The following is a 20,003-nucleotide window of genomic DNA, read 5'->3' as shown; positions in this document are numbered from 1 at the left end:
TGACCTATTTTTGGATAATATTGTCTTTATTGACGGCCATAATTGTGGACAATATTGACCTTGTATCATGAGTCTGTGCCTAATCAGGTTAAACGTAGCGGATAGGCTATCGGTAAGCTCATGTAGCGATCGATGCCGGTGGCGTATCAGTGTTTGCCACAACTTTTTAGCAATAAGAATTGAGTAGGAGCGTTTAGTTTAGTCGTTAAGACGTAGTACGGGTTAGTCATAACCGTTTAGCCATATTTTTTTACAAACACATTAAGTTGGATGAGATTACGTGAACAGTAGCCGACGTATCTGGATTAAAGCGCCATTAGCGACCCTTGAGAGCGAGAGTGCGGGCGGTGTTGTGATAGAAAATCAGTTGATCACCGAGGTACTTGCCCGTGGCGAGGAGCCCTCCTTGCCAGTGGATGAGGTGTTTGATGCTAGTGAGCATGTGATGTTGCCGGGGTTGATTAATAGCCACCATCACTTTTATCAGACCCTCACTCGGGCCTTCCCCCAGGCATTGAATAAATCCCTATTCAGTTGGTTAAAAAGCCTCTATCCCGTTTGGGCTAAACTGGGCGAAGAGATGATTGAAGTATCCACTCAGGTAGCGCTGGCTGAGTTATTACTGTCCGGTTGTACCACCGCCAGTGATCATCATTATCTGTTTCCGGATGGTTTAGAAAATGCTATCGATATCCAGATGGCTCAAGCAGAGAAATTAGGCGTGCGAGTGCATTTGACCCGTGGTTCTATGAGTCTGGGTGAGGATGATGGTGGATTACCGCCACAATCAACGGTGCAGCACGAAGATACCATATTGGATGATAGCGAACGGTTGATTCAGCGATATCATGATCCCAAAGCCGGGGCGATGTCCCGTATTGCGTTAGCGCCTTGTTCCCCTTTCTCTGTTAGCGAAGAGCTAATGACAGCCAGTGCGGTGCTGGCTCAGAAATATGATGTCAGGCTGCATACACATCTGGCGGAAACCCATGATGAAACCGATTTTTGTATACAGATGTTTGGTTTGCGCCCGTTAGATTATTTAGAAAAAGTGGGTTGGCTGAATGATCGAGTTTGGCTGGCTCACGGTATCCATTTTAATCCAGATGAGATCCGTCGGTTGGGTGCGGCAGGGACGGGTATCTGTCATTGTCCATCATCGAATATGTTGTTGGCGTCAGGTTTATGCCCAACGTTGGATCTAGAGCAGGCCGGCAGCCCAGTGGGTCTAGGCGTGGATGGTTCGGCCTCTAATGATGGCTCCAATATGATTCAAGAGGTGCGGCAAGCGTTCCTGTTGGGGCGGCTTAAATATGCTGCCGCTGAGATTACCCATCAAAAAGTACTTTCTTGGGCGACAGAGGGATCGGCTCGTTGTTTGGGACGGGAGGATTTAGGTCGCTTGAAGGTAGGTATGCAGGCGGATATTGCGTTGTTCAAATTGGATGAGTTACGCTTTGCCGGTGCTGGTGACCCTTTGGCGGCACTGGTGTTATGTGGCGCACATCAAGCGGATCGGGTTATGGTTGCAGGATGTTGGCGGGTGATTGATGGTGCCATCGAAGGCTTTGACCTCGGTGGGCTGATCGAACGTCAGAAACAATTAGCACGGCGGTTGGCGATTTAAACGGCAAGGCCTTAATTATCATGCCTTTGGGCGCAGGCTTAAACCGATCACAGATAGAGTAAATAATGATGGTTCAGAAAACCTACCTTGATGCACAAACTTTGCTGGATGATTCTTTTCGCCTAGGGGCAAAGATTATTAATGACGGCTTTAAACCCACCTATATCATCGCTATTTGGCGGGGGGGGACGCCGATTGGTGTCGCCGTGCAGGAGTTTCTCGCATATTACGGCGTGCAGAGTGACCATATAGCGATCCGTACTTCATCTTATGCCGATGAGATTGATCAGCGAGCTAAAAAGGTCAAGGTTCATGGGATGGATTATCTGATTAAGAATATCCAAGCCACCGATAGTTTGTTGATTGTTGATGATGTGTATGACACCGGCTTGACCATTCAAGCGGTGATAGCTGAGCTAAGAGACAAGTGCCGCTTAAACACCCCAGAGGATATCCGGATTGCGGTGCCTTATTTTAAGCCGACACGGAATAAGACCGGAGTCGATCCAGAGTACTATCTGTATGAGACTGAGGCTTGGCTGAAATACCCGCATTCATTAGAGGGGTTGACGGTTGAAGAACTCAAGGAGCATCGACCAGAGCTGTTCGGGATTATTGGGCATCTGCTGCCAGACGCGGGCTAATCGATCAGTAACAGAGACTATTCTCAACAGTACTATTCTCATACGAGAAGGTGAATATCGTGGAAAAACATTTTATTACTGAGCAGGAACTGATCTGTGATTCGTTTCGCTTAGGGGCACAAATTTTTGAAAGTGGTTATCGTCCTGACTTTATTGTTGGTATTTGGCGTGGTGGCAGCACAGTGGGGATCTATGTGCAGGAGTGTTTGCAATACTTAGGGATTAAAACGGATCATATCTCTATTCGTACCTCTTATCGTGGACTACCCGATTACCAGTCGATGATTGAGGGTGAAAACAGTATCAAAGCCCACGGATTGCGCTATCTGCTGGAAAACCTTAACCGTGACGATAAATTACTGATTGTGGATGATGTTTTTGGTTCAGGCAAAAGTATTGATGCGGTGTTATCGCAGTTGTCAGCACGGGCCAAGCGGAATATGCCGGAGGATGTCAAAGTCGCGGTGCCTTGGTTTAAGCCGGCCAATAATCGTACCGATAGAACCCCTGACTTTTATACTCATACTACCGATAAGTGGTTGGTGTTGCCTTATGAAATGGTGGGTTTAACAGAAGCAGAGATCTTTGCGAATAAGCCGGGATTACAAGCGATTATGGAGACGGTACAGCGCTGATTTTCCTTATCGTGCGAATCCGCTGTAATCAGCCTCACTAAAGTGGATAAAATCCTTTATTATATGTGCCCAGAATTCAGGGAAGGCGCGAATATGTCGTGCCGAAAGGACGTTAACGTATTCGCACCTTCCTGAGCTATAGCAAGGTATACAGAGGATTTATCATGAAGTTTTCAGCATTAGATCTTGCCCCAGAGATTCAGCAGGCCCTGGATGCCTGTGGCTATAGCCAGATGACCCCCGTTCAGGAGCAGGCAATTGTGCCCGCCCGACGGGGTAAAAATGTGCTGGCCAATGCTCAGACCGGTACCGGCAAAACCGCCGCTTTCAGTCTGCCCATTTTGCAACAGATGAGTGATCGCCCTAAGCCGACTGAACCAAACTGCCCTCGGGCGCTGATTTTGACGCCGACCCGCGAGTTGGCCGAACAGCTGGCCGAGACGATCAAGCGTTATGCCCAGTTTATGCCACTGACGGTGACCGCCCTTTATGGTGGCGTCAATATGGATGGTCAGCAGAAGAAGCTTAAAGCGGGTGTCGATATTCTTATCTCTACTCCAGGTCGTTTGCTGGAACATGTTGTGCAGTGCAATGTGAGTTTAGCTAAAGCTGAATTTGTCGTGCTCGATGAAGCTGACCGTATGTTGGATATGGGCTTTATCGCCGATGTTGGCACACTGCTGCAGCAAACGGCGAAAAAACATCAAACATTAATGTTTTCCGCCACGATTTCGCCGACTGTAAATACGGTGGCTAAACAGCTGATGAGCCCCTATGAAACCGTTCGGGTGGCGAAACTCAATGCTACCGCCGATACTATTGAGCATGTGGTTTATCCGGTAGAAGAGAAACGCAAAGCCGACCTGTTTGCTGAACTGATCAATAAACATCAGTGGTTTCAGGTATTGGTGTTTACCAGTACTAAAGCCCAAGCCGATTCCTTGATGGTCGATCTTAAAATCGATGGTATCCGTGCCGCGCTCTGTCATGGGGATAAGTCGCAGGGTTCTCGTCGTCGTGCTATCGCTGATTTTAAATCCGGTAAGATTCAGGTGTTGGTTGCCACCGAAGTGGCCGCTCGAGGCTTGGATATTCAGGGGTTGGAGCTGGTGGTTAACTTTAATTTGCCCTATCTGGCTGAAGACTATGTGCATCGTATTGGTCGTACCGGTCGTGCTGGTGCTAAGGGTAAAGCGATCTCTTTTGTTAGCCGCGAAGAGGAACGAGCACTGGATGATATCGAACGTCTGATCGGCGCGCGGATTCAGCGGGTTTATATGCCGGGTTATGAAGTTGGCAGCCGTGATAATCTACGTAAGCAGATGGGTAAAAAGATTCATCGTCCACGTACCAATAAAGCTGGCCGGACAAAAATTATTCGCAGTAAACCGAGCACCGGTAAACCTGGGCGTAATAAATCTAAGTAAGCTTAACGGGCGGTGATGTTACACCGCCGGTTTTGACTACCCTTGATATATCTCTTTTAAATTCTCGCTATTATCTGATCTTTTATTGATAAAGCTTTGATATAAACCTTGATACGGGTCGCTTGTATGAGCAGTTTTCCTACCGGAGAGGTTTTAGCTGAAACTTGATTGGTATATAACGTTACATTAACTATTTGCTGGGCTCCCATCTTGCGGTAAAGGTTTGAATAGCGATGGATAGCTGACACCACAAAAGGATTTACTATGTTACGTACTGCTATGTTACGTGTGTCGATGTTGTTTTTGGTTGTGCTGCTGGTTGGGTGCAATGATGATGCCGCCACGGTTGATGCTCAGAAAGATAAAGCTGCATTGCCTGAATCAACGGCTAGCGCTGCGACCGCGTCTTCCGTATCAGACTCTACTGCATCCAAATCTACGCCTGCGGTAGTGACAACGACGTCAGCGAAGCCTTTCACCTTAACATGGTTAGATTTCCAATCCGGACAACCGGCTGTGCGAGATGCCACCGCTGATACGGTCGATATCTATGCCACCATTGATGCTGACGAATCCCGAAAGACTGCTGAGTTAGCGTCACACATCCATGTGTCGGATAGTGCTGCAAAGGTTGCGGTTAATTTAGTGGATAAACAACCGCAACTGGTTATTAGTAATATTGTCCGCCCCCGTGATTGTGCTCAAGAAGTGACGGTGACTTGGGGCGAGGCTGATACACAGATGCAGCGGTTTATAGTGCCTGCGATTTCAGGTGCTGATAATCGTCCGCTCGAATTGATTTCTGGGACAATAGTCGGTGATTCAGGTGGCGTGCTTGAACTGATCTTTAATCGTCAATTAAAACAGGATCAGGCCCTCAAACATCTAATCTCCAGTTCATATCGTTTTACCCGTTATCAGATTGAAGGCAACAAACTGCGTTTAGGGTTGAATAACTCGGCGGCTGACAAACTGAACGTCACGATTCATAAAGAGTTGCAAGACCGCTGTGGTATGGGGCTACAGTCTAGCCTGCGAAAAACCTTTGAGATTGCACCGCATAAGCCGGGGGTTAGATTTGCGGGTAGTGGCATTATCCTGCCGGATGCTGCGCATATCGAATTACCGTTTCAAGCGGTCAGTGCTAAGTCGGTGACGGTTACCGCATTTGAAGTGTTTGGCGACAATGTAGGTCAGTTTCTACAGGAGAACCGTTTAGACGGAACACGGTCGCTAGACAAAGTTGGGCGCTTTATTTGGCAGAAATCCATTCCGTTGACGGAGAGTGACCTGCGCAGTTGGCAGGATTATCGTCTGGATATTACCGAGTTAATGCAGCAGAAAGGCGGTAGTCTTATCCGGCTTTATCTCTCGCTTGATCGGAGCGATTCACTGATTGCCTGTAGCGATGCCGAGAATGCTGTGCCGGTGCCGCCGCGTGGACTGCCTGATAATGCAGATGAGCTGAATTATGGTGGAGGCTATAGTTCATGGAATAATTTTGAGCCGGGTTCGTCTCGATCAAACAACTTAAATGCCTGCGATGACCGTTATTATCAGTATTCAGCGGATACGAAAGCCGCTAAAAACCTGCTGCGTTCGAATATCGGTATCATAGTGAAGCAATCACCTGCGGATAAGTATGCCCGAGTGATTACGACTAATTTAAAAACATCAGCGCCGTTAGTGGGCACCACCGTTGAGTTGTTCAACTTTCAAGGGCAATCGATCGGTAAAAGTGAAACGGATAGTGATGGTTTTGCGCGTGTTAAGCTGCAAGGGAAACCGTTTTATCTGCAAGCTCAAGCGGGAGATCAGTTAGGTTATATTAAGCTGAATGACGCGGGTGCGCTGACCACCAGTCAGTTTGATATTGGTGGTACACACCTACAGAGCAATATCGATGGCTTTATTTTTGGTGAGCGGGATATTTGGCGGCCCGGTGATGATATCTATCTGACCTTTATTCTGAAGGATAAACTCAAAGAGCTACCGCCGGAGCACCCAGTCGTCGCTGATCTGTATAACCCCTCCGGTCAGCTGGTGGAGTCGGTTTACAGTAACCAACCGGTAGGGCGTCTTTACAGCTTTAAGCTAGGTACACCTGAAAGTGCGCCCACCGGTAACTGGGAAGCTGTTGTGCGTGTTGGCGGGCAAGATTTCCATCATCCTTTGCGTATTGAAACGGTTGTACCTAACCGCCTTAAAGTTGAGCTGGATATTCCTCGAGACGCGCGGTTACAAAATGGCCAAGAGCAATCGGTGGGCCTACAGTCTGCCTGGCTTCATGGTGCGCCGGCTAGCAATTTAAAAGCGGATGTGTCGGTATCGTTGGTGCCCGTAAAGACTCAATTTGCGGGTAAGTTTCCTGAGTATACCTTTGATGATCCAGCTCGGGATTATCGTTCAAGTCGAATAAAGTTGTTTGAAGGGACGTTGGATGAGCAGGGTAAAACCCAGTTTGATCTTTTGATCGAAAGCAACACGCCCCCGCCGGGAATGTTAAAAGCGGTGTTTACCAACCGAGTGTTTGAGCAGAGTGGGCAGTTTAGTAGTAATAGTTTTTCCCGTCCGTTTGATTACTATGATCGCTATCTGGGGCTGTTATTGCCGAAAGGCGATGCCGAGCGGGGCATGTTGTTGACCGATGAGGATCATAAAACGCGTCTTGTGGTGTTGGATCAAACCGGCTTGCCGGTGAGTAATACCGATCTTGATGTGACGGTTTATAAACTCGATTGGAAATGGTGGTACGAAAAAAGTAACGAATCGCTAGCGCGTTATACCGATGGGCAGCATAGTCGAGTGGTCGCCTCGGGGAGTGTTGTTTCCGATGATAACGGCATGGCAGAGTGGCCTCTGCGGATTAATTATCCACAGTGGGGGCGCTATTTAGTGCGGGCTTGTATCGCCGGTAATGATACTCACTGCACGGGTAAGGTGGTCTATATCGACTGGCCTGGCTGGGCAGGGCGGCAGCAGGAATCTCAGGGAGATAATGTTGATCGGTTAACGCTCTTCAGCGATAAAAAAACCTATCAAGTGGGTGAAACCGCCACGGTAACATTGCCAGAACTCGACAGTGGCCGAGCATTGGTAACGGTTGAAGCGGCTAATCGGGTATTGAAGCAGTTTTGGGTTAAGACGGAACAGACTCAAGCATCTACACAGCCTGCTTTGCAACGAGAGATTAAGATCGATATTACGGCTGAGATGACGCCGAATGTCTATGTCAGTGTGACCTATCTGCAGCCCCATGAAAATCGGCATAATGACCGACCGATGCGATTAATGGGGATTATTCCGTTGGCGGTTGAAGATCCACAAAACCATCTGCATCCGGTGATTAAAACGCAGGATCAAGTACATTCCCGTGCCAGCTTCGATATTCAAGTGGGCGAGTCGGATGGTCGTCCAATGGCCTATACTTTGGCGCTGGTGGATGAGGGCCTGTTAGGTTTGACAAACTACCGCACACCGGACCCGTTTGGATATTTCTATCGTCGTCAGGCGTTGCAGGTGAAAACCTGGGATCTATACAAAGATGTCGTCGGTGCCTATAGCGGTGAGTTGCATGGACTGTTACCGGTGGGTGGTAGTGATGCACAGAAAGATGACGATAAGAGTAAGAAAAACCGCCGCTTTCCGCCGTTGGTTCAGTATCTGGGGCGTTTTGAGTTGAAGTCTGGCGAGCTGCGTACCCATCATGTCACTCTGCCCATGTATCTAGGCGCGGTGCGGGTAATGGTGGTTGCTGAAGACGGCGGCGCTTATGGTAAAGCGGAACAAGAAGTGGTGGTGCGAGATGATATCTCTATGTTCCCAACCCTGCCTCGAGTACTCAGAGTCGGTGAGGAGGCAGAAGTGCCGGTCGAGCTATTCAACAATACGGCGGAAGAAACCGAGGTTAAAGTAACCTTGTCGGTGGATAGTGAGCGAGTAAGCATTGCGAAGCCTTCGGTCAACCTAACAGTGCCACCTTATTCATCGGCGATAGCGGAATTTGCCATTCAGACCGGTGAGCAGATGGGTAAAACGGCCTTTAATTTTGCGGTCGAATCGGCCACGGCAACGAGTAATCAGACCCTATATTTGGATATTAATGCGCCGAACCCTCTAACAACTCGGGTTTCATCACATCTGTTGGATAGTCACTCAGAATTGGATTTAGGCCTGCAACCATTCGGTATCGCCGGTAGCAATAGCGCCTCTATTGCCCTGAGCCTGTTTAAACCGATTCATCTGCGTTCACGGATGGATTATCTGGTTCGATATCCCCATGGCTGCCTAGAGCAAACTACCTCTTCCGTGTTCCCTCAGCTGTATCTGAATCAGCTCAGCCACTTGGATGAGAAAACGGGGCAACAGACACAACAGAACATTGCGGCGGCGATTGACCGGTTGCAGTCTTTTCAAACCTTGGATGGCGGCTTCGCCTATTGGCCGGGGCAGAGTCAGAGTCACGCTTGGGGGAGTAGTTATGCTGGGCACTTCTTGTTGCTGGCGAAACAGGCCGGCTATGACGTGCCGGAAAACCTCCTGCAACAGTGGCTAGCTTATCAATACCAAAGCTCGGAGTTTGCTGTTGATAGTGGTGATAGCGAAAAAATTCGTGCCCAGGCTTATCGGTTATTTACTCTAAGCCTTGCGGGTAAGCCAAACTGGTCGGCCATGTATCGTCTGAAAGCGTTACAGGTTGAGGATAGTGCGAGTTTGGCGATGCTGTCGTTGGCCTATGTGTATGCGGGCCAAGAAGATGTTGCTCGGACATTGATCGGTGATGGTCTGACGGTCAGCGATTCATATGATACTAATTCGCCTAGTTTTGGCTCAGCCCTGCGGGATAAAGCACTGTTCTTAATGCTGTATGCCAATATTGCCGACCCTGTCGCGGCGGCAACCCTTGCGGATGAAGTCGCTGATGGTTTGGCAGAAAATCGTTGGTATAGCACCCAGACCTCGGCTTACGCATTAATCGCACTGGCTAATTATCAGCAGGTTGCTCAGCCGGTGCCGCAACAAAGCCCGCAAACGGATCAAAACCAGCCGCTACAACTTGAGGTGTTATTGCAGCAAGCGCAACAACAGCAACGTTTAATGGTCGGTCGTCAGGTAACCGAGGCGCAACTGCAAAGCGGTGCTGAGGCGGCGAAGCTGTTGAATGTGACTAATGGTGGCGATGTGCCTGTTTGGTTAACTTTAACTCAGACAGGCGTTGCTGGTGCAGGTTCAGAGCAAGCTTATGCCGAAGGGCTAGAGCTGCAAGTTGATTATCTTAATGGCAACGGTGATGAGGTCGATGTTCGCTCACTCAAACAAGGTAGTAATATCACTGCGCAGATTTGGCTACGTAATACCACTGACCACGATATCACCAATGTGGCGCTGAACTTTAGAGCACCGAGTGGCTGGCAGATCGATAATGAGCGCGAAGCGTGCAGTGAGGCTGTTTGTCAGTTTGATTATGTTGATATTCGTGATGACCGGGTGAGTGGTTATATGACCCTGAAGGCTGACGAGCAGAAAAATATGACCTTGCAGTTGAATGCTTCCTTTATGGGTCGCTTTTATTTGCCAGCCATTTCGGCTTATGCGATGTATGACGAAACGATTAAAGCGCAATTAAAAGGCCTAAGTGTTGAGGTTGTTCAGTAAACGTCGGATCGCACTAGCGGGCTTACTGCTATTGCTGGCAGGCGCTACGCTATGGTGGCCACTGCCCGAACCGTTGTTTAATCAGCCCTTTTCTCGGCAGTTACTGGATGAAAACCAGCAACTGCTGAGTGCTCGGATAGCGGCTGATCAGCAATGGCGCTTTAAATCGGTCGCGTCTCTATCGCCAGCTTACCAAACAGCGCTGATACAGTATGAAGATAAACGCTTTATGCATCATCCCGGTGTTGATCCGCTAGCGATTATTCGGGCGATGTATCTCAACCTGAAATCAGGGCGGGTGGTGAGTGGCGGCAGTACTATTACCATGCAGTTGGCGCGTATGGTCTATGGCAATCGAGCGCGAACCCTGTGGCAAAAACTGCAGGAACTGCATCTCGCGTTGCGATTGGAGATGCAACTTAGCAAAACAGATATCCTCAATTATTATGCGGCCAACGCCCCGATGGGTGGGAACACTGTTGGGATCGATGCGGCGGCTTGGCGTTATTTTGGCCGGCGACTAGCAGAGCTTAGCTGGGCCGAAGCAGCATTGTTGGCGGTTTTACCGAATAATCCGGCGGCGATGCATCTTTCCCGTAGTCGCAATAAATTACGGGCGAAACGCGACTTTCTGCTGCATAAGCTTTGGCTTAAAGGTTTCTTAAGCGAGCAAGATTACCGCCTGTCGCTTCTTGAATCGATTCCTCAACGTCCTCGACGCTGGCCTGTCTATGGGCAGCATCTGCTTGATCGTTTGAGTCAGCAGTATCCTGATCAGTCTGTATTTTATACTTCGATTGATCGGCGTTTAACGCAGAAGATCGAGTTTATTACCCGTCAACACAGTCAGCGATTGGGTGCTATCGGTATTCATAATCTGGCGTTGGTTGTGGTGGATAATGCCACGATGCAGGTAAAAGCTTATTTTGGGAATGTGGCTTATAGTCAGCGCCCCGAGGATGCGTCTCATGTGGATATTGCTAGCCGACCTCGTTCATCAGGCAGCACCTTAAAGCCGTTTCTGTATGCCGCGATGCTGGATAATGGCGATATTACCCCATACACATTGATTCCTGATGTGCCCACTGCCTATGGTAGTTATCAGCCGAGTAATTATGACAAAAGCTTTAGGGGGGCGGTGACGGCGCGTTCAGCGTTGACCGCATCGCTGAATATCCCCGCGGTTAGAATGCTCAATGACTATAGCTATCAGGCATTTTATGACAAGTTACAGGCGTTGGGTTTTAGTGATCTTTTTCGTCAGCCGGATGAGTATGGTCTATCGCTTATTTTGGGCGGTGCGGAGGTTAGCCTAGTCGATTTGACCGCCGCTTATGCGGGGCTGAGTCGCCGTGCACAACAGGCCGTACCGCTGAATCTCGAGCCGCTGAATTATACGAGTTCATTGGGGTGGCGTAATCAGCAGGAAGAGAAAGCGGCCTATCCATTGAGTCAGGGAGCTGCTTGGCTGACATTGGATGCCTTATCTGATGTGACCCGTCCCGGTTTACATAAAATTCATCGATTATTTGCAGGTTCCGCTCGGGTTGCTTGGAAAACCGGCACTAGTTATGGTTTGCGTGACGGCTGGGCGGTCGGTACTACCGAGAAAGTTACCGTGGGCGTCTGGGTGGGAAATGCGAATGGTGAGGGGCGGCAGTTATTAACCGGTACAAGTGCTGCCGCGCCGGTATTGTTTGATACGCTGAATATTATTAATGATCTTGGCTGGCCGGAAGAGCCAAGCGGGGCATTGAAATGGATTGAGGTCTGTCGTGAAAATGGTTTTTTACCTAAATTCGGCTGCCCAAGAGAAACCGTAGCGATACCGGTGGCGGCACAGTTTGAAAAGGTTAGCCCGCATCACTTTCAGGTAACGGTGGATCGCAGCACGGGATTGCGTAGTAGTATCGGCTGTAATCCGACCGGTAGTATTATCAGTAAAACGTTTTTTCAGTTGCCTCCCTCTCAGGCCGCGTTCTATCGTATTGCTCATGCGTCTTATCGCCCTGTGCCAGAGTTTGATGAAGACTGTACCCCTGATCGGCGGGCGTTAAACGGGCGTTTTGAAGTGACCTATCCGCGTGCCGGTCAAATTATTAGCTTGCCTCGGTATATGAGTGGTCAACAGGGCGAGGTGATTTTTAGAGCCACCGCTAAAAACGATTCAGCGCAACTGTTCTGGCATCTGGATAAACGTTATCTTGGGGCGACACAGACATTTCATGAACTCAGCGAGACGATTTTGCCGGGGAAACACCTGTTACGGGTGATTGATCAGCAGGGAGTATGGCAGCAGATCCGCTTTACTGTGATTCCGTAATTTCGACGGTAAAAACCAACCAATCTCGTCAAAGTGTATTTTTTATCAAACACAGGTGATAAAAAGTTGATCAATGAATGATGTTGGTATACAACTAAGGTATATAGAAAAACCAGCTTCGAGCTGGTTTTTGTTCCTATTATTTTAGCTGTTAGGAGCAAAAAATAATAATAACGCAACCGGAACTGTTGCAGGAGCAAGTGCGATGAATGCTATTTTGAAGGATCAGAATGATTTTTTTGCTTTTCTCAAGGGATCAGGTGTACCGCTAAAACAAACATGGACACCGCAACAATGTAGTCAGGCCGCTCTGGCGTGGTTAGTTGATCAAAATGATGTGATTCGAACTCAGTTCGCCGTTACCGTAACGGAGCTGAAGGATAATGATCAGGTCATGCCGCCTGAGATTAAAGAAGCCTTGTCTATTTTGGTCGATAATTGAGGTCGCTACGTCTGATAACAGAGTTAACAGCAGTGTTAGTTATCAATGCTAGTTATTAATGTTAGTTATCAGGGTTAATTATTAGAGTTAAGAGGTGTGCGTGGCCATAGGTAAGGTTCTCACTTTACTATGTTGCTCAATACCTTAATTGCTGGCAGTTACGTTTTTCTGCGGGTGATGAGAGTTTTTTGACAGTAGTCATTATCCGCAAACCATTGTGATTCATGGTTAGCGCGTCAGTGTTACCGCATCACTAAGATGAAGAATAGCGTTGCTTAGAGGGTCATCTCCGGTTTTAGCTCATATTCACATAACTTCTTGATAATAGCTTGCACCTGCAACTGTCGCTCTGAGTCTTTGACGTAGACGGCAAACACAGAACGTTTCACTGATTTTATATTATTCACACGGTGTAGCTGTGTTGAGGATAGGTAAGGCCCCGCTAATACCAATGGTAGAAACGCACAGCCGCCATGGCTAAGAAGAAATTCCAATGCGATCTGGCTCTGTTCGGTGTGTAAAATCGGCGTCAGGGTTTTCTTGAAAAGTTTAGCGGTGCGCATATTAAACGCGACGCCCCAGTCTACAAACACAAAGTCGCAGTCCTGAACCTGATCAGGTGTAAGCTCTGCTGCGCTACTCACTAATACCAGTTCTATTTGACCGATCTTGAGATGATCCAGTTCATCGAGGTTGGGTGGGTCGAGTACGATGGCGAGATCTAACGTACCGGAAAGAAGTGAGCGGGTGAGCTCCAGATGATTATTAATTTCAGTCCGGATAATCATGTTAGGGAAGCTGCCCACCAATTTCGGTAGCGTGGACTGTAGAAAAGTCCCCCACAGGTTTGAAATCCCCCCTAAGACGAGCTGTGATTCCTGTTCTTCGGAGATCGCCACATCTTGCAGTGCCATTTGCCAATTTTTAATAATATTTTCAGCGTGAGGTATCAAGCGTTCGCCAGCACTGGTGAGCAGAATGTTATTACGTTGGCGGGTAAACAGCGGCACACCGATCAACTCTTCTAGGTGTCGGATACGAAAGCTGACCGCTGATTGGGTCAGGTAAAGGTTCTGTGCCGCTTTACCAAAGTGGCGCGTACGGGTGACTTCAAGAAAGGTGCGCAGTAATCCGATTTCCATTGCTTAGGCCATCTGCTGAAGGTAGTGAACGTTCAATTAGTATTTTCGATCGAAGTCATAAAAAAGCATCATTTTACACCGTTTAAATCTCTGACAATAATCCAAGTGTACTTTAAATAGTGCATAAAGAACGGATCAATATTTTTTATGGTCAGGTTTTCTGACGTCTTTGAAAGGCTTTAGGTGCCTGGTCAGGTGAGTAGCACACAACGGTGCTCTACATCATCAACGCCATTAGGTATTAAAGAGAAGCATTATGAGTAACAAAAATCGTTTGAGTAGCTATTCAGAAGATCAGGATGGCTGGGAAGACTGGGGTGACGATAGCTATAAAGGAAGCAAACGTCGTGCACGGTCGGCTCGGGCAGTTGAATTTAGTGCTGATGATGACTGGGATTATGAGGATGACGAACTGCCAGAGGAACTTGGCCGTAAATCACATAGTCGCAGACGAGATATTGAAGATCGTCTTGAACGACAGCGATTGAGACAGGATATCTTTGGTGATATGGATCGGCAAGACCGAGCATAACTTCTTTCAAAGCAGGCATCGCCTGCTTTTTTGATTTAGCGCAACTTTAATTCAGTATGGCTTCATTATAGGAGTTTTTCTTATATACCCTCGGGCTTCTATTTCTCAAAATAGAGGTAGGTCGAGTGGATCTGATGGTCGTTAAAATACTCTGAGACCTGTAGTAGCGCATTAAATTAAGGAGCATCGAATGCATACGGGAACAGTTAAGTGGTTTAACAATGCGAAAGGGTTTGGCTTTATTGTATCGCCAGATTTTGAAGAGGACTTGTTTGTCCATTATTCCGCGATTATTACTGAGGGCTATAAGAGCCTTAGAACAGGTCAATCTGTTCAGTTTGAAGCCGCGCCAAAAGATGTTGGTATACACGCCGTTAATATTACCCCGATTACCGCTAGTTAAGCAGCTTTCGATATCTTGTCATGCACAGCTTGAAATAGCTGTGCATTTCTTTTCTCTCAGGGCTTACGTTATTCTCAGTAAGTCGCCTCGCTGGTCATTATTGATTTGACCCGTCTGCTCTTTGAATTATTTACCATCAGCCATCAGCCATCAGCCATCAGCCATCAGCCATCAGCCATCAGCCATCAGCCATCAGCCTTCAGCACTATAAGCTATTGAGTGAGATAGGTTAATATCAGCATGATTCTGCGTCAGTAATGTATTGCGATCGTGATATAGATGCGACGACTATCGTTTATTCAAGATCGGTCGACCAATATATTGTTGGTTTTTCTGAGTGTACGGGCCATCTCACGGGCAAGATTCATCATTAGAATGCCAAACTCAAGTGGATAACTCAGATGAAAATCATGAAATGTCTCCGAGTTTATCTCCAGCGAAATACCAGCTTCGCAAGCTTCAGCTCGTCCCACTCGGTCATGCAGTGCGATCATGCTGACGAAACCGATCTGTTCGCCTGAGTTGAATGTTCGTATATAAGCGTAACGTCCGTCATGGAATTTATAGTAATCAACAGAACCTTGCAGAATAACGTGAAAGCTATTACCCGCTTGATCGGGGCTGAAAAGTTCATCTCCGGCGTTAAAATTTCGAATAACACCATGATCCAATAGCCAAAGGATAGATGCTTCCGGTAGAGCGCCGAATACTGAAGCACTCTCAAGCTGACTTAATGTTAACCGTGTTAATAGTTGTTGGCTGGTGATTCTGTCCATTACTGTTTCCTGTCCCTAATACAGGGTTAAGTCTAGTCGGACTGTCGTGATTGTCAGTATTTTTAATTGACGGCTGAACCGGCTTGTTTATCGACTATTCTGATACGTTATGACGATGATGTTAGATCATAGCGCGCTTTATTCCATCCACCATCTATACTTTAAAGAACTGTTTTGATTGATACAACTTTAGGATGATTTGTATGAATTAAGTTTCATTAGTCATCGCTATTATGAGTTGGTGCTTAATAGAATTCATTATTCTCGGGGTTTTTCTAGCTTCAAAGTGATACATAAAAGTTGTCAATCGTTCTGATTTGTGTAATATTAACTCAATCCGGAACTGACTGGCTGTATTGTCACCACAGGCTTCCACACTGAATGACGCTCGGTTGTGCGTCATCAGGAAAATAGAAATGAGGAAATAATAATGACAGATGCCTATATCTGCGATGCTATCCGTACCCCATTTGGGCGTTACGGTGGCGGTCTTTCTGCTGTTCGGGCTGACGATCTGGGTGCGGTGCCTCTGAAAGCATTGATAGATCGCAATCCACAGGTGGACTGGTCTCAGGTAGATGATGTTATCTACGGGAATGCTAATCAGGCGGGTGAAGATAACCGTAATGTCGCGCGTATGTCCGCGCTCTTGGCGGGGATGCCGACCGAAGTGCCCGGCACTACGGTTAACCGTTTGTGTGGTTCAGGTATGGATGCCATTGGTATGGCTGCACGGGCGATTAAGGCCGGTGAAACTGAATTGATGATTGCGGGTGGTTGTGAATCGATGTCACGGGCGCCGTTTGTGATGGGGAAAGCGGAAGCTGCCTTTAGTCGCACACCGAACGGGTTGTATGACACCACTATCGGCTGGCGTTTCATCAACAAAAAGATGAAAGAGCAATACGGCGTCGACAGTATGCCGGAGACCGCTGAAAACGTCGCTGAAGAGTTCAATATCTCGCGCGAAGATCAGGATCTGTTTGCTCTGCGTAGTCAGCAAAAAACCGCCGCCGCGATGGCAAAAGGTCTTTTCGATGAAGAGATTGTGCCGGTCATTATTCCTCAGCGTAAGGGTGATCCATTGGTATTTGATACCGATGAACATCCTCGCGCATCAACAACCTTGCAAGATCTGACTAAACTGAAAGCACCTTTCCGTGCCGGTGGGTCGGTGACGGCGGGCAACGCTTCTGGCGTCAATGATGGTGCCTGTGCACTGCTGGTCGCGTCGAAAGCCGCCGCCGATAAATACGGTCTGACTCCGAAAGCCCGTGTTGTTGGTATGGCAACGGCGGGTCTCGCACCACGGATTATGGGCTTTGGCCCATCCCCTGCAACCAAGAAAGTGCTGGCACAGACTGGCCTGACGTTGGACCAGATGGATGTGATCGAGTTGAATGAAGCGTTTGCTGCTCAAGGCTTAGCGGTCATGAGAGATTTAGGCTTGGATGATGACGCCGCCCATGTAAACCCGAACGGCGGCGCTATTTCATTAGGGCACCCTTTGGGAGCCAGTGGCGCGCGTCTTGTTATGACCGCGATGTACCAATTACACCGTACCGGTGGCCGCTATGCACTGTGCACTATGTGTATCGGTGTGGGTCAGGGTATCGCGATGATCATTGAACGCGTGTAAGACTGTTAATTAGCCCGTGCTGGACCGAATGCTGGCCGGGCTTCTATTTTTCCCTGTGCTGAATGCCTGAACTATAAGAAATACAGGACGACAAAATTATGAAATATGAGAAGCATCCCCGCCGGGCATTAGACCCGATAGAAACCGCCAGTATTGATGAGCTTCGTGCCCTGCAACTCGTGCGTATGCAGTGGAGTATCGCCCATGCTTATAACAATGTGCCGGCCTACAAACGTCTCTGTGACGATGCTGGGGTTCATCCTTTTGAACTCAAACAGCTTGAAGATCTGAGCCTGTTTCCTTTTACCACGAAAGCTTATCTGCGTGATGCTTATCCGTTTGATTCTTTCGCTGTGCCCATGGCTGACGTTGTGCGAGTGCATGCATCATCCGGTACGACCGGTAAACCAACTGTCGTAGGTTATACCCAAAACGATATCAATGTCTGGGCTGATGTTGTGGCGCGTTCTATCCGTGCGGCAGGTGGTCATGCCGGCGATAAAGTTCATATCTCTTACGGTTATGGGTTGTTTACTGGGGGGATGGGCGCGCACTACGGTGCTGAACGTTTGGGTTGTACTGTGATTCCGATGTCCGGTGGTCAGACGGAGAAACAAGTCCAACTGATGAACGATTTCGATCCTGACATCATCATGGTGACGCCATCTTATATGCTCAACATTATCGATGAGATGGAGCGTCAGGGCTTAGATCCGCACAAAATGGCGCTGCGTTGCGGCATCTTTGGCGCCGAACCTTGGACCGACGAGATGCGTAAAAACATCGAACATCGTTTAGGCATTGATGCGGTGGATATCTACGGTCTGTCTGAAGTGATGGGACCGGGTGTGGCGCAAGAGTGTATCGAAACCAAAGATGGTCCAACTATTTGGGAAGATCACTTCTATCCTGAGATTATCGATCCGAATACCGGTGCGGTATTACCGGACGGCGAATACGGTGAGCTGGTATTTACCTCTCTGACCAAAGAAGCACTGCCGATTGTGCGTTATCGTACTCGTGATTTGACCCGTCTATTGCCGGGCACCGCGCGTCCAATGCGTCGTATCGATAAGATCACGGGTCGCTCCGATGACATGATGATTATCCGTGGTGTGAATGTTTTCCCAACCCAGATCGAAGAACAGATTTTGAAGATCTCTGCTCTGGCGCCGCACTATGAAATTGTAGTGGATAAGCAGGGTAACTTGGACACCGTACTGATTAAAGTTGAGCTAACACCTGGTGCACAGAGTGCTAATCAGGCAGCGGTAGCGAAAGAGTTAGCACACCATATTAAAGCGGTAATTGGTATCTCAACAACGATTGAAATTCTGCAGCCAGGAACGATTCCTCGCTCTGAAGGCAAGGCTAAGCGGGTCTTTGATAACCGCCCTAAAATAACATAAGACGGATGCCCTACTAGTAGGGTCGCCAACGAAAGGTCATCGCGAAGGGCTTGCCTAGGCAGGTCTTAAACCGAAGTGGAGACGATTGAAATGACAATACCTCAAGAAGAAAACTTCATGCGCAAGATTTCGGCGGAAGAGAAAATCGAGCCGAAAGATTGGATGCCTGCTGCGTATCGTAAAAACTTGATCCGTCAGATTTCGCAGCACGCGCATTCTGAAATTATTGGCATGCAGCCAGAAGGCAATTGGATTACTCGGGCGCCATCTTTGCGTCGTAAAGCGGTACTGCTGTCCAAAGTTCAGGATGAAGCGGGTCACGGTCTGTATCTTTATAGCGCTTGTGAAACCCTAGGCATTTCTCGTTCAGAGATGATCGAGCAGTTGCAAACCGGTGCAGCTAAATACTCATCAATCTTCAACTATCCGACTCTCACTTGGGCGGATGTTGGCGCGATTGGTTGGTTGGTTGATGGTGCCGCGATTGTTAACCAAGTTTCGTTGCAGCGCACCTCATACGGCCCCTATGCCCGTGGCATGATCCGTATCTGTAAAGAGGAATCCTTCCATCAGCGTCAGGGCTATGAAGCTATGTTAGCGCTGGCGAAAGGTTCTGAAGGCCAGAAAGCGATGGCTCAAGATGCCCTCGATCGTTTCTATTGGCCGGCATTGATGATGTTTGGTCCACACGACTCCGATTCGGCGCATTCGCAGAAATCGATGGAGTGGAAAATCAAACGTGAAACCAACGATGATCTGCGCCAAAAGTTCATTGATCAAACAGTTCAGCAGATTGAAGTGTTAGGTCTGGAACATCCAGACAAAGATATCAAATGGAATGAAGAGCGGGGTCACTACGACAGCAGTGATCTGAACTGGGATGAATTCTGGAGCGTTATCAACGGTAACGGCCATTGCAACCGTCAGCGTATTGAACACCACGTTGCTGCTCACGAAGAGGGTGAGTGGGTACGTGATGCGATCACCGCCTATAACGAAAAGAAACGTGCCAAAAAAGCACAGCACGCGGCATAAGGGGTAACTGAGATGACAACGTCTACTGAAAAGCTGGAACTGTTTGAAGTATTTGTACGTTCTAAGCGTGGTTTGGACCACAAACATATCGGCAGCCTGCATGCCGAAGATCATGAACAAGCGCTGGAATATGCCCGCGACTGTTACACCCGCCGTAGTGAAGGCGTCAGTATCTGGGTGGTTAAATCCAACGATATCTGTGCCTCTCAAGAAGACGATGCCGATTGCTTCTATGATCCGAGCGATGACAAACCTTACCGTCATGCGACGTATTATGTTTTGCCTGACCCCGTCAACAACATGTAATTGGGGAG

General features: G+C 48.1%; 15 protein-coding genes. 13 read left to right on the top strand and 2 right to left on the bottom strand.

The features are described 5' to 3' along the window. Nucleotides 1–280: 280 nt before the first annotated feature. From KO512_RS07600 to KO512_RS07570, 7 genes are all read left to right on the top strand, one after another. Nucleotides 281–1,627, top strand: a complete 1,347-nt coding sequence (locus tag KO512_RS07600) for an 8-oxoguanine deaminase (protein WP_303493306.1) — start codon at nucleotides 281–283, stop codon at nucleotides 1,625–1,627. A gap of 65 nt (nucleotides 1,628–1,692) precedes the next feature. After that, nucleotides 1,693–2,271, top strand: a complete 579-nt coding sequence (locus tag KO512_RS07595) for a phosphoribosyltransferase (protein ID WP_354667738.1) — start codon at nucleotides 1,693–1,695, stop codon at nucleotides 2,269–2,271. A 59-nt stretch (nucleotides 2,272–2,330) separates the two neighbouring features. Next, nucleotides 2,331–2,906, top strand: a complete 576-nt coding sequence (locus KO512_RS07590) for a phosphoribosyltransferase (RefSeq protein WP_215951729.1) — start codon at nucleotides 2,331–2,333, stop codon at nucleotides 2,904–2,906. 164 nt (nucleotides 2,907–3,070) lie between these two features. Beyond that, a complete protein-coding gene (locus KO512_RS07585; protein ID WP_215951728.1) occupies nucleotides 3,071–4,333 on the top strand; it encodes a DEAD/DEAH box helicase in 1,263 nt (420 codons plus the stop codon). Nucleotides 4,334–4,597: 264 nt separating this feature from the next. After that, nucleotides 4,598–9,988: an alpha-2-macroglobulin family protein gene (locus KO512_RS07580; RefSeq protein WP_215951727.1), complete on the top strand. Its 5,391-nt coding sequence runs from the start codon at nucleotides 4,598–4,600 to the stop codon at nucleotides 9,986–9,988. Continuing rightward, nucleotides 9,978–12,311: a penicillin-binding protein 1C gene (pbpC, locus tag KO512_RS07575; protein ID WP_215951726.1), complete on the top strand. Its 2,334-nt coding sequence runs from the start codon at nucleotides 9,978–9,980 to the stop codon at nucleotides 12,309–12,311. Before KO512_RS07580 ends, pbpC begins: the two co-directional genes overlap by 11 nt. A gap of 205 nt (nucleotides 12,312–12,516) precedes the next feature. Further along, a complete protein-coding gene (locus KO512_RS07570) occupies nucleotides 12,517–12,753 on the top strand; it encodes a hypothetical protein (protein ID WP_215951725.1) in 237 nt (78 codons plus the stop codon). A gap of 275 nt (nucleotides 12,754–13,028) precedes the next feature. Here the strand turns inward: KO512_RS07570 and KO512_RS07565 are convergent, their stop codons facing one another. Next, nucleotides 13,029–13,895: a LysR family transcriptional regulator gene (locus KO512_RS07565; RefSeq protein WP_215951724.1), complete on the bottom strand. Its 867-nt coding sequence runs from the start codon at nucleotides 13,893–13,895 to the stop codon at nucleotides 13,029–13,031. 256 nt (nucleotides 13,896–14,151) lie between these two features. On the opposite strand from KO512_RS07565, the gene KO512_RS07560 reads away from it, so the two are divergent. Both KO512_RS07560 and KO512_RS07555 read left to right on the top strand, forming a co-directional pair. Beyond that, nucleotides 14,152–14,427: a hypothetical protein gene (locus tag KO512_RS07560; protein ID WP_215951723.1), complete on the top strand. Its 276-nt coding sequence runs from the start codon at nucleotides 14,152–14,154 to the stop codon at nucleotides 14,425–14,427. A 190-nt stretch (nucleotides 14,428–14,617) separates the two neighbouring features. Further along, complete coding sequence (locus KO512_RS07555; protein ID WP_126158874.1) at nucleotides 14,618–14,830, top strand: cold-shock protein; 213 nt, start codon at nucleotides 14,618–14,620, stop codon at nucleotides 14,828–14,830. Between the two features lie 299 nt (nucleotides 14,831–15,129). Here the strand turns inward: KO512_RS07555 and KO512_RS07550 are convergent, their stop codons facing one another. Beyond that, nucleotides 15,130–15,606 carry a Crp/Fnr family transcriptional regulator gene (locus KO512_RS07550; RefSeq protein WP_215951722.1) on the bottom strand — a complete coding sequence of 159 codons (477 nt, stop codon included), beginning with the start codon at nucleotides 15,604–15,606 and terminating at the stop codon, nucleotides 15,130–15,132. A 430-nt stretch (nucleotides 15,607–16,036) separates the two neighbouring features. On the opposite strand from KO512_RS07550, the gene pcaF reads away from it, so the two are divergent. The 4 genes from pcaF (at nucleotide 16,037) to paaB (ending at nucleotide 19,995) form a co-directional block, all read left to right on the top strand. Beyond that, complete coding sequence (pcaF, locus tag KO512_RS07545; RefSeq protein ID WP_215951721.1) at nucleotides 16,037–17,245, top strand: 3-oxoadipyl-CoA thiolase; 1,209 nt, start codon at nucleotides 16,037–16,039, stop codon at nucleotides 17,243–17,245. Between the two features lie 98 nt (nucleotides 17,246–17,343). Continuing rightward, nucleotides 17,344–18,654, top strand: a complete 1,311-nt coding sequence (gene paaK, locus KO512_RS07540; RefSeq protein ID WP_215951720.1) for a phenylacetate--CoA ligase PaaK — start codon at nucleotides 17,344–17,346, stop codon at nucleotides 18,652–18,654. 90 nt (nucleotides 18,655–18,744) lie between these two features. Beyond that, the gene (paaA, locus tag KO512_RS07535) at nucleotides 18,745–19,689 is read left to right on the top strand and encodes a 1,2-phenylacetyl-CoA epoxidase subunit PaaA (protein ID WP_215951719.1); all 945 of its coding nucleotides are present in this window, start codon (nucleotides 18,745–18,747) and stop codon (nucleotides 19,687–19,689) included. A gap of 12 nt (nucleotides 19,690–19,701) precedes the next feature. Beyond that, entirely contained in the window at nucleotides 19,702–19,995 is a 294-nt protein-coding gene (gene paaB / locus KO512_RS07530) for a 1,2-phenylacetyl-CoA epoxidase subunit PaaB (protein WP_126158879.1), read from the top strand. Nucleotides 19,996–20,003 lie beyond the last annotated feature (8 nt).

This window comes from Amphritea atlantica (assembly GCF_018860855.1).
In the GTDB taxonomy this organism is placed as follows: Bacteria; Pseudomonadota; Gammaproteobacteria; order Pseudomonadales; family Balneatricaceae; genus Amphritea; species Amphritea atlantica_A.
The sequence above is the reverse complement of the archived record's forward strand: the minus strand, read 5'-3'. Positions and strand labels throughout refer to the sequence as shown.

Bases quoted from the DNA above. Each gene is read 5' to 3' on its own strand.
- KO512_RS07595 (WP_354667738.1), top strand. From the start codon at position 1,693: ATGATGGTTCAGAAAACCTACCTTGATGCACAAACTTTGCTGGATGAT.
- KO512_RS07585 (WP_215951728.1), top strand. From the start codon at position 3,071: ATGAAGTTTTCAGCATTAGATCTTGCCCCAGAGATTCAGCAGGCCCTG.
- KO512_RS07580 (WP_215951727.1), top strand. From the start codon at position 4,598: ATGTTACGTACTGCTATGTTACGTGTGTCGATGTTGTTTTTGGTTGTG.
- KO512_RS07570 (WP_215951725.1), top strand. From the start codon at position 12,517: ATGAATGCTATTTTGAAGGATCAGAATGATTTTTTTGCTTTTCTCAAG.
- KO512_RS07565 (WP_215951724.1), bottom strand. From the start codon at position 13,895: ATGGAAATCGGATTACTGCGCACCTTTCTTGAAGTCACCCGTACGCGC.
- KO512_RS07560 (WP_215951723.1), top strand. From the start codon at position 14,152: ATGAGTAACAAAAATCGTTTGAGTAGCTATTCAGAAGATCAGGATGGC.
- KO512_RS07555 (WP_126158874.1), top strand. From the start codon at position 14,618: ATGCATACGGGAACAGTTAAGTGGTTTAACAATGCGAAAGGGTTTGGC.
- KO512_RS07550 (WP_215951722.1), bottom strand. From the start codon at position 15,606: ATGGACAGAATCACCAGCCAACAACTATTAACACGGTTAACATTAAGT.
- pcaF (WP_215951721.1), top strand. From the start codon at position 16,037: ATGACAGATGCCTATATCTGCGATGCTATCCGTACCCCATTTGGGCGT.
- paaK (WP_215951720.1), top strand. From the start codon at position 17,344: ATGAAATATGAGAAGCATCCCCGCCGGGCATTAGACCCGATAGAAACC.
- paaA (WP_215951719.1), top strand. From the start codon at position 18,745: ATGACAATACCTCAAGAAGAAAACTTCATGCGCAAGATTTCGGCGGAA.
- paaB (WP_126158879.1), top strand. From the start codon at position 19,702: ATGACAACGTCTACTGAAAAGCTGGAACTGTTTGAAGTATTTGTACGT.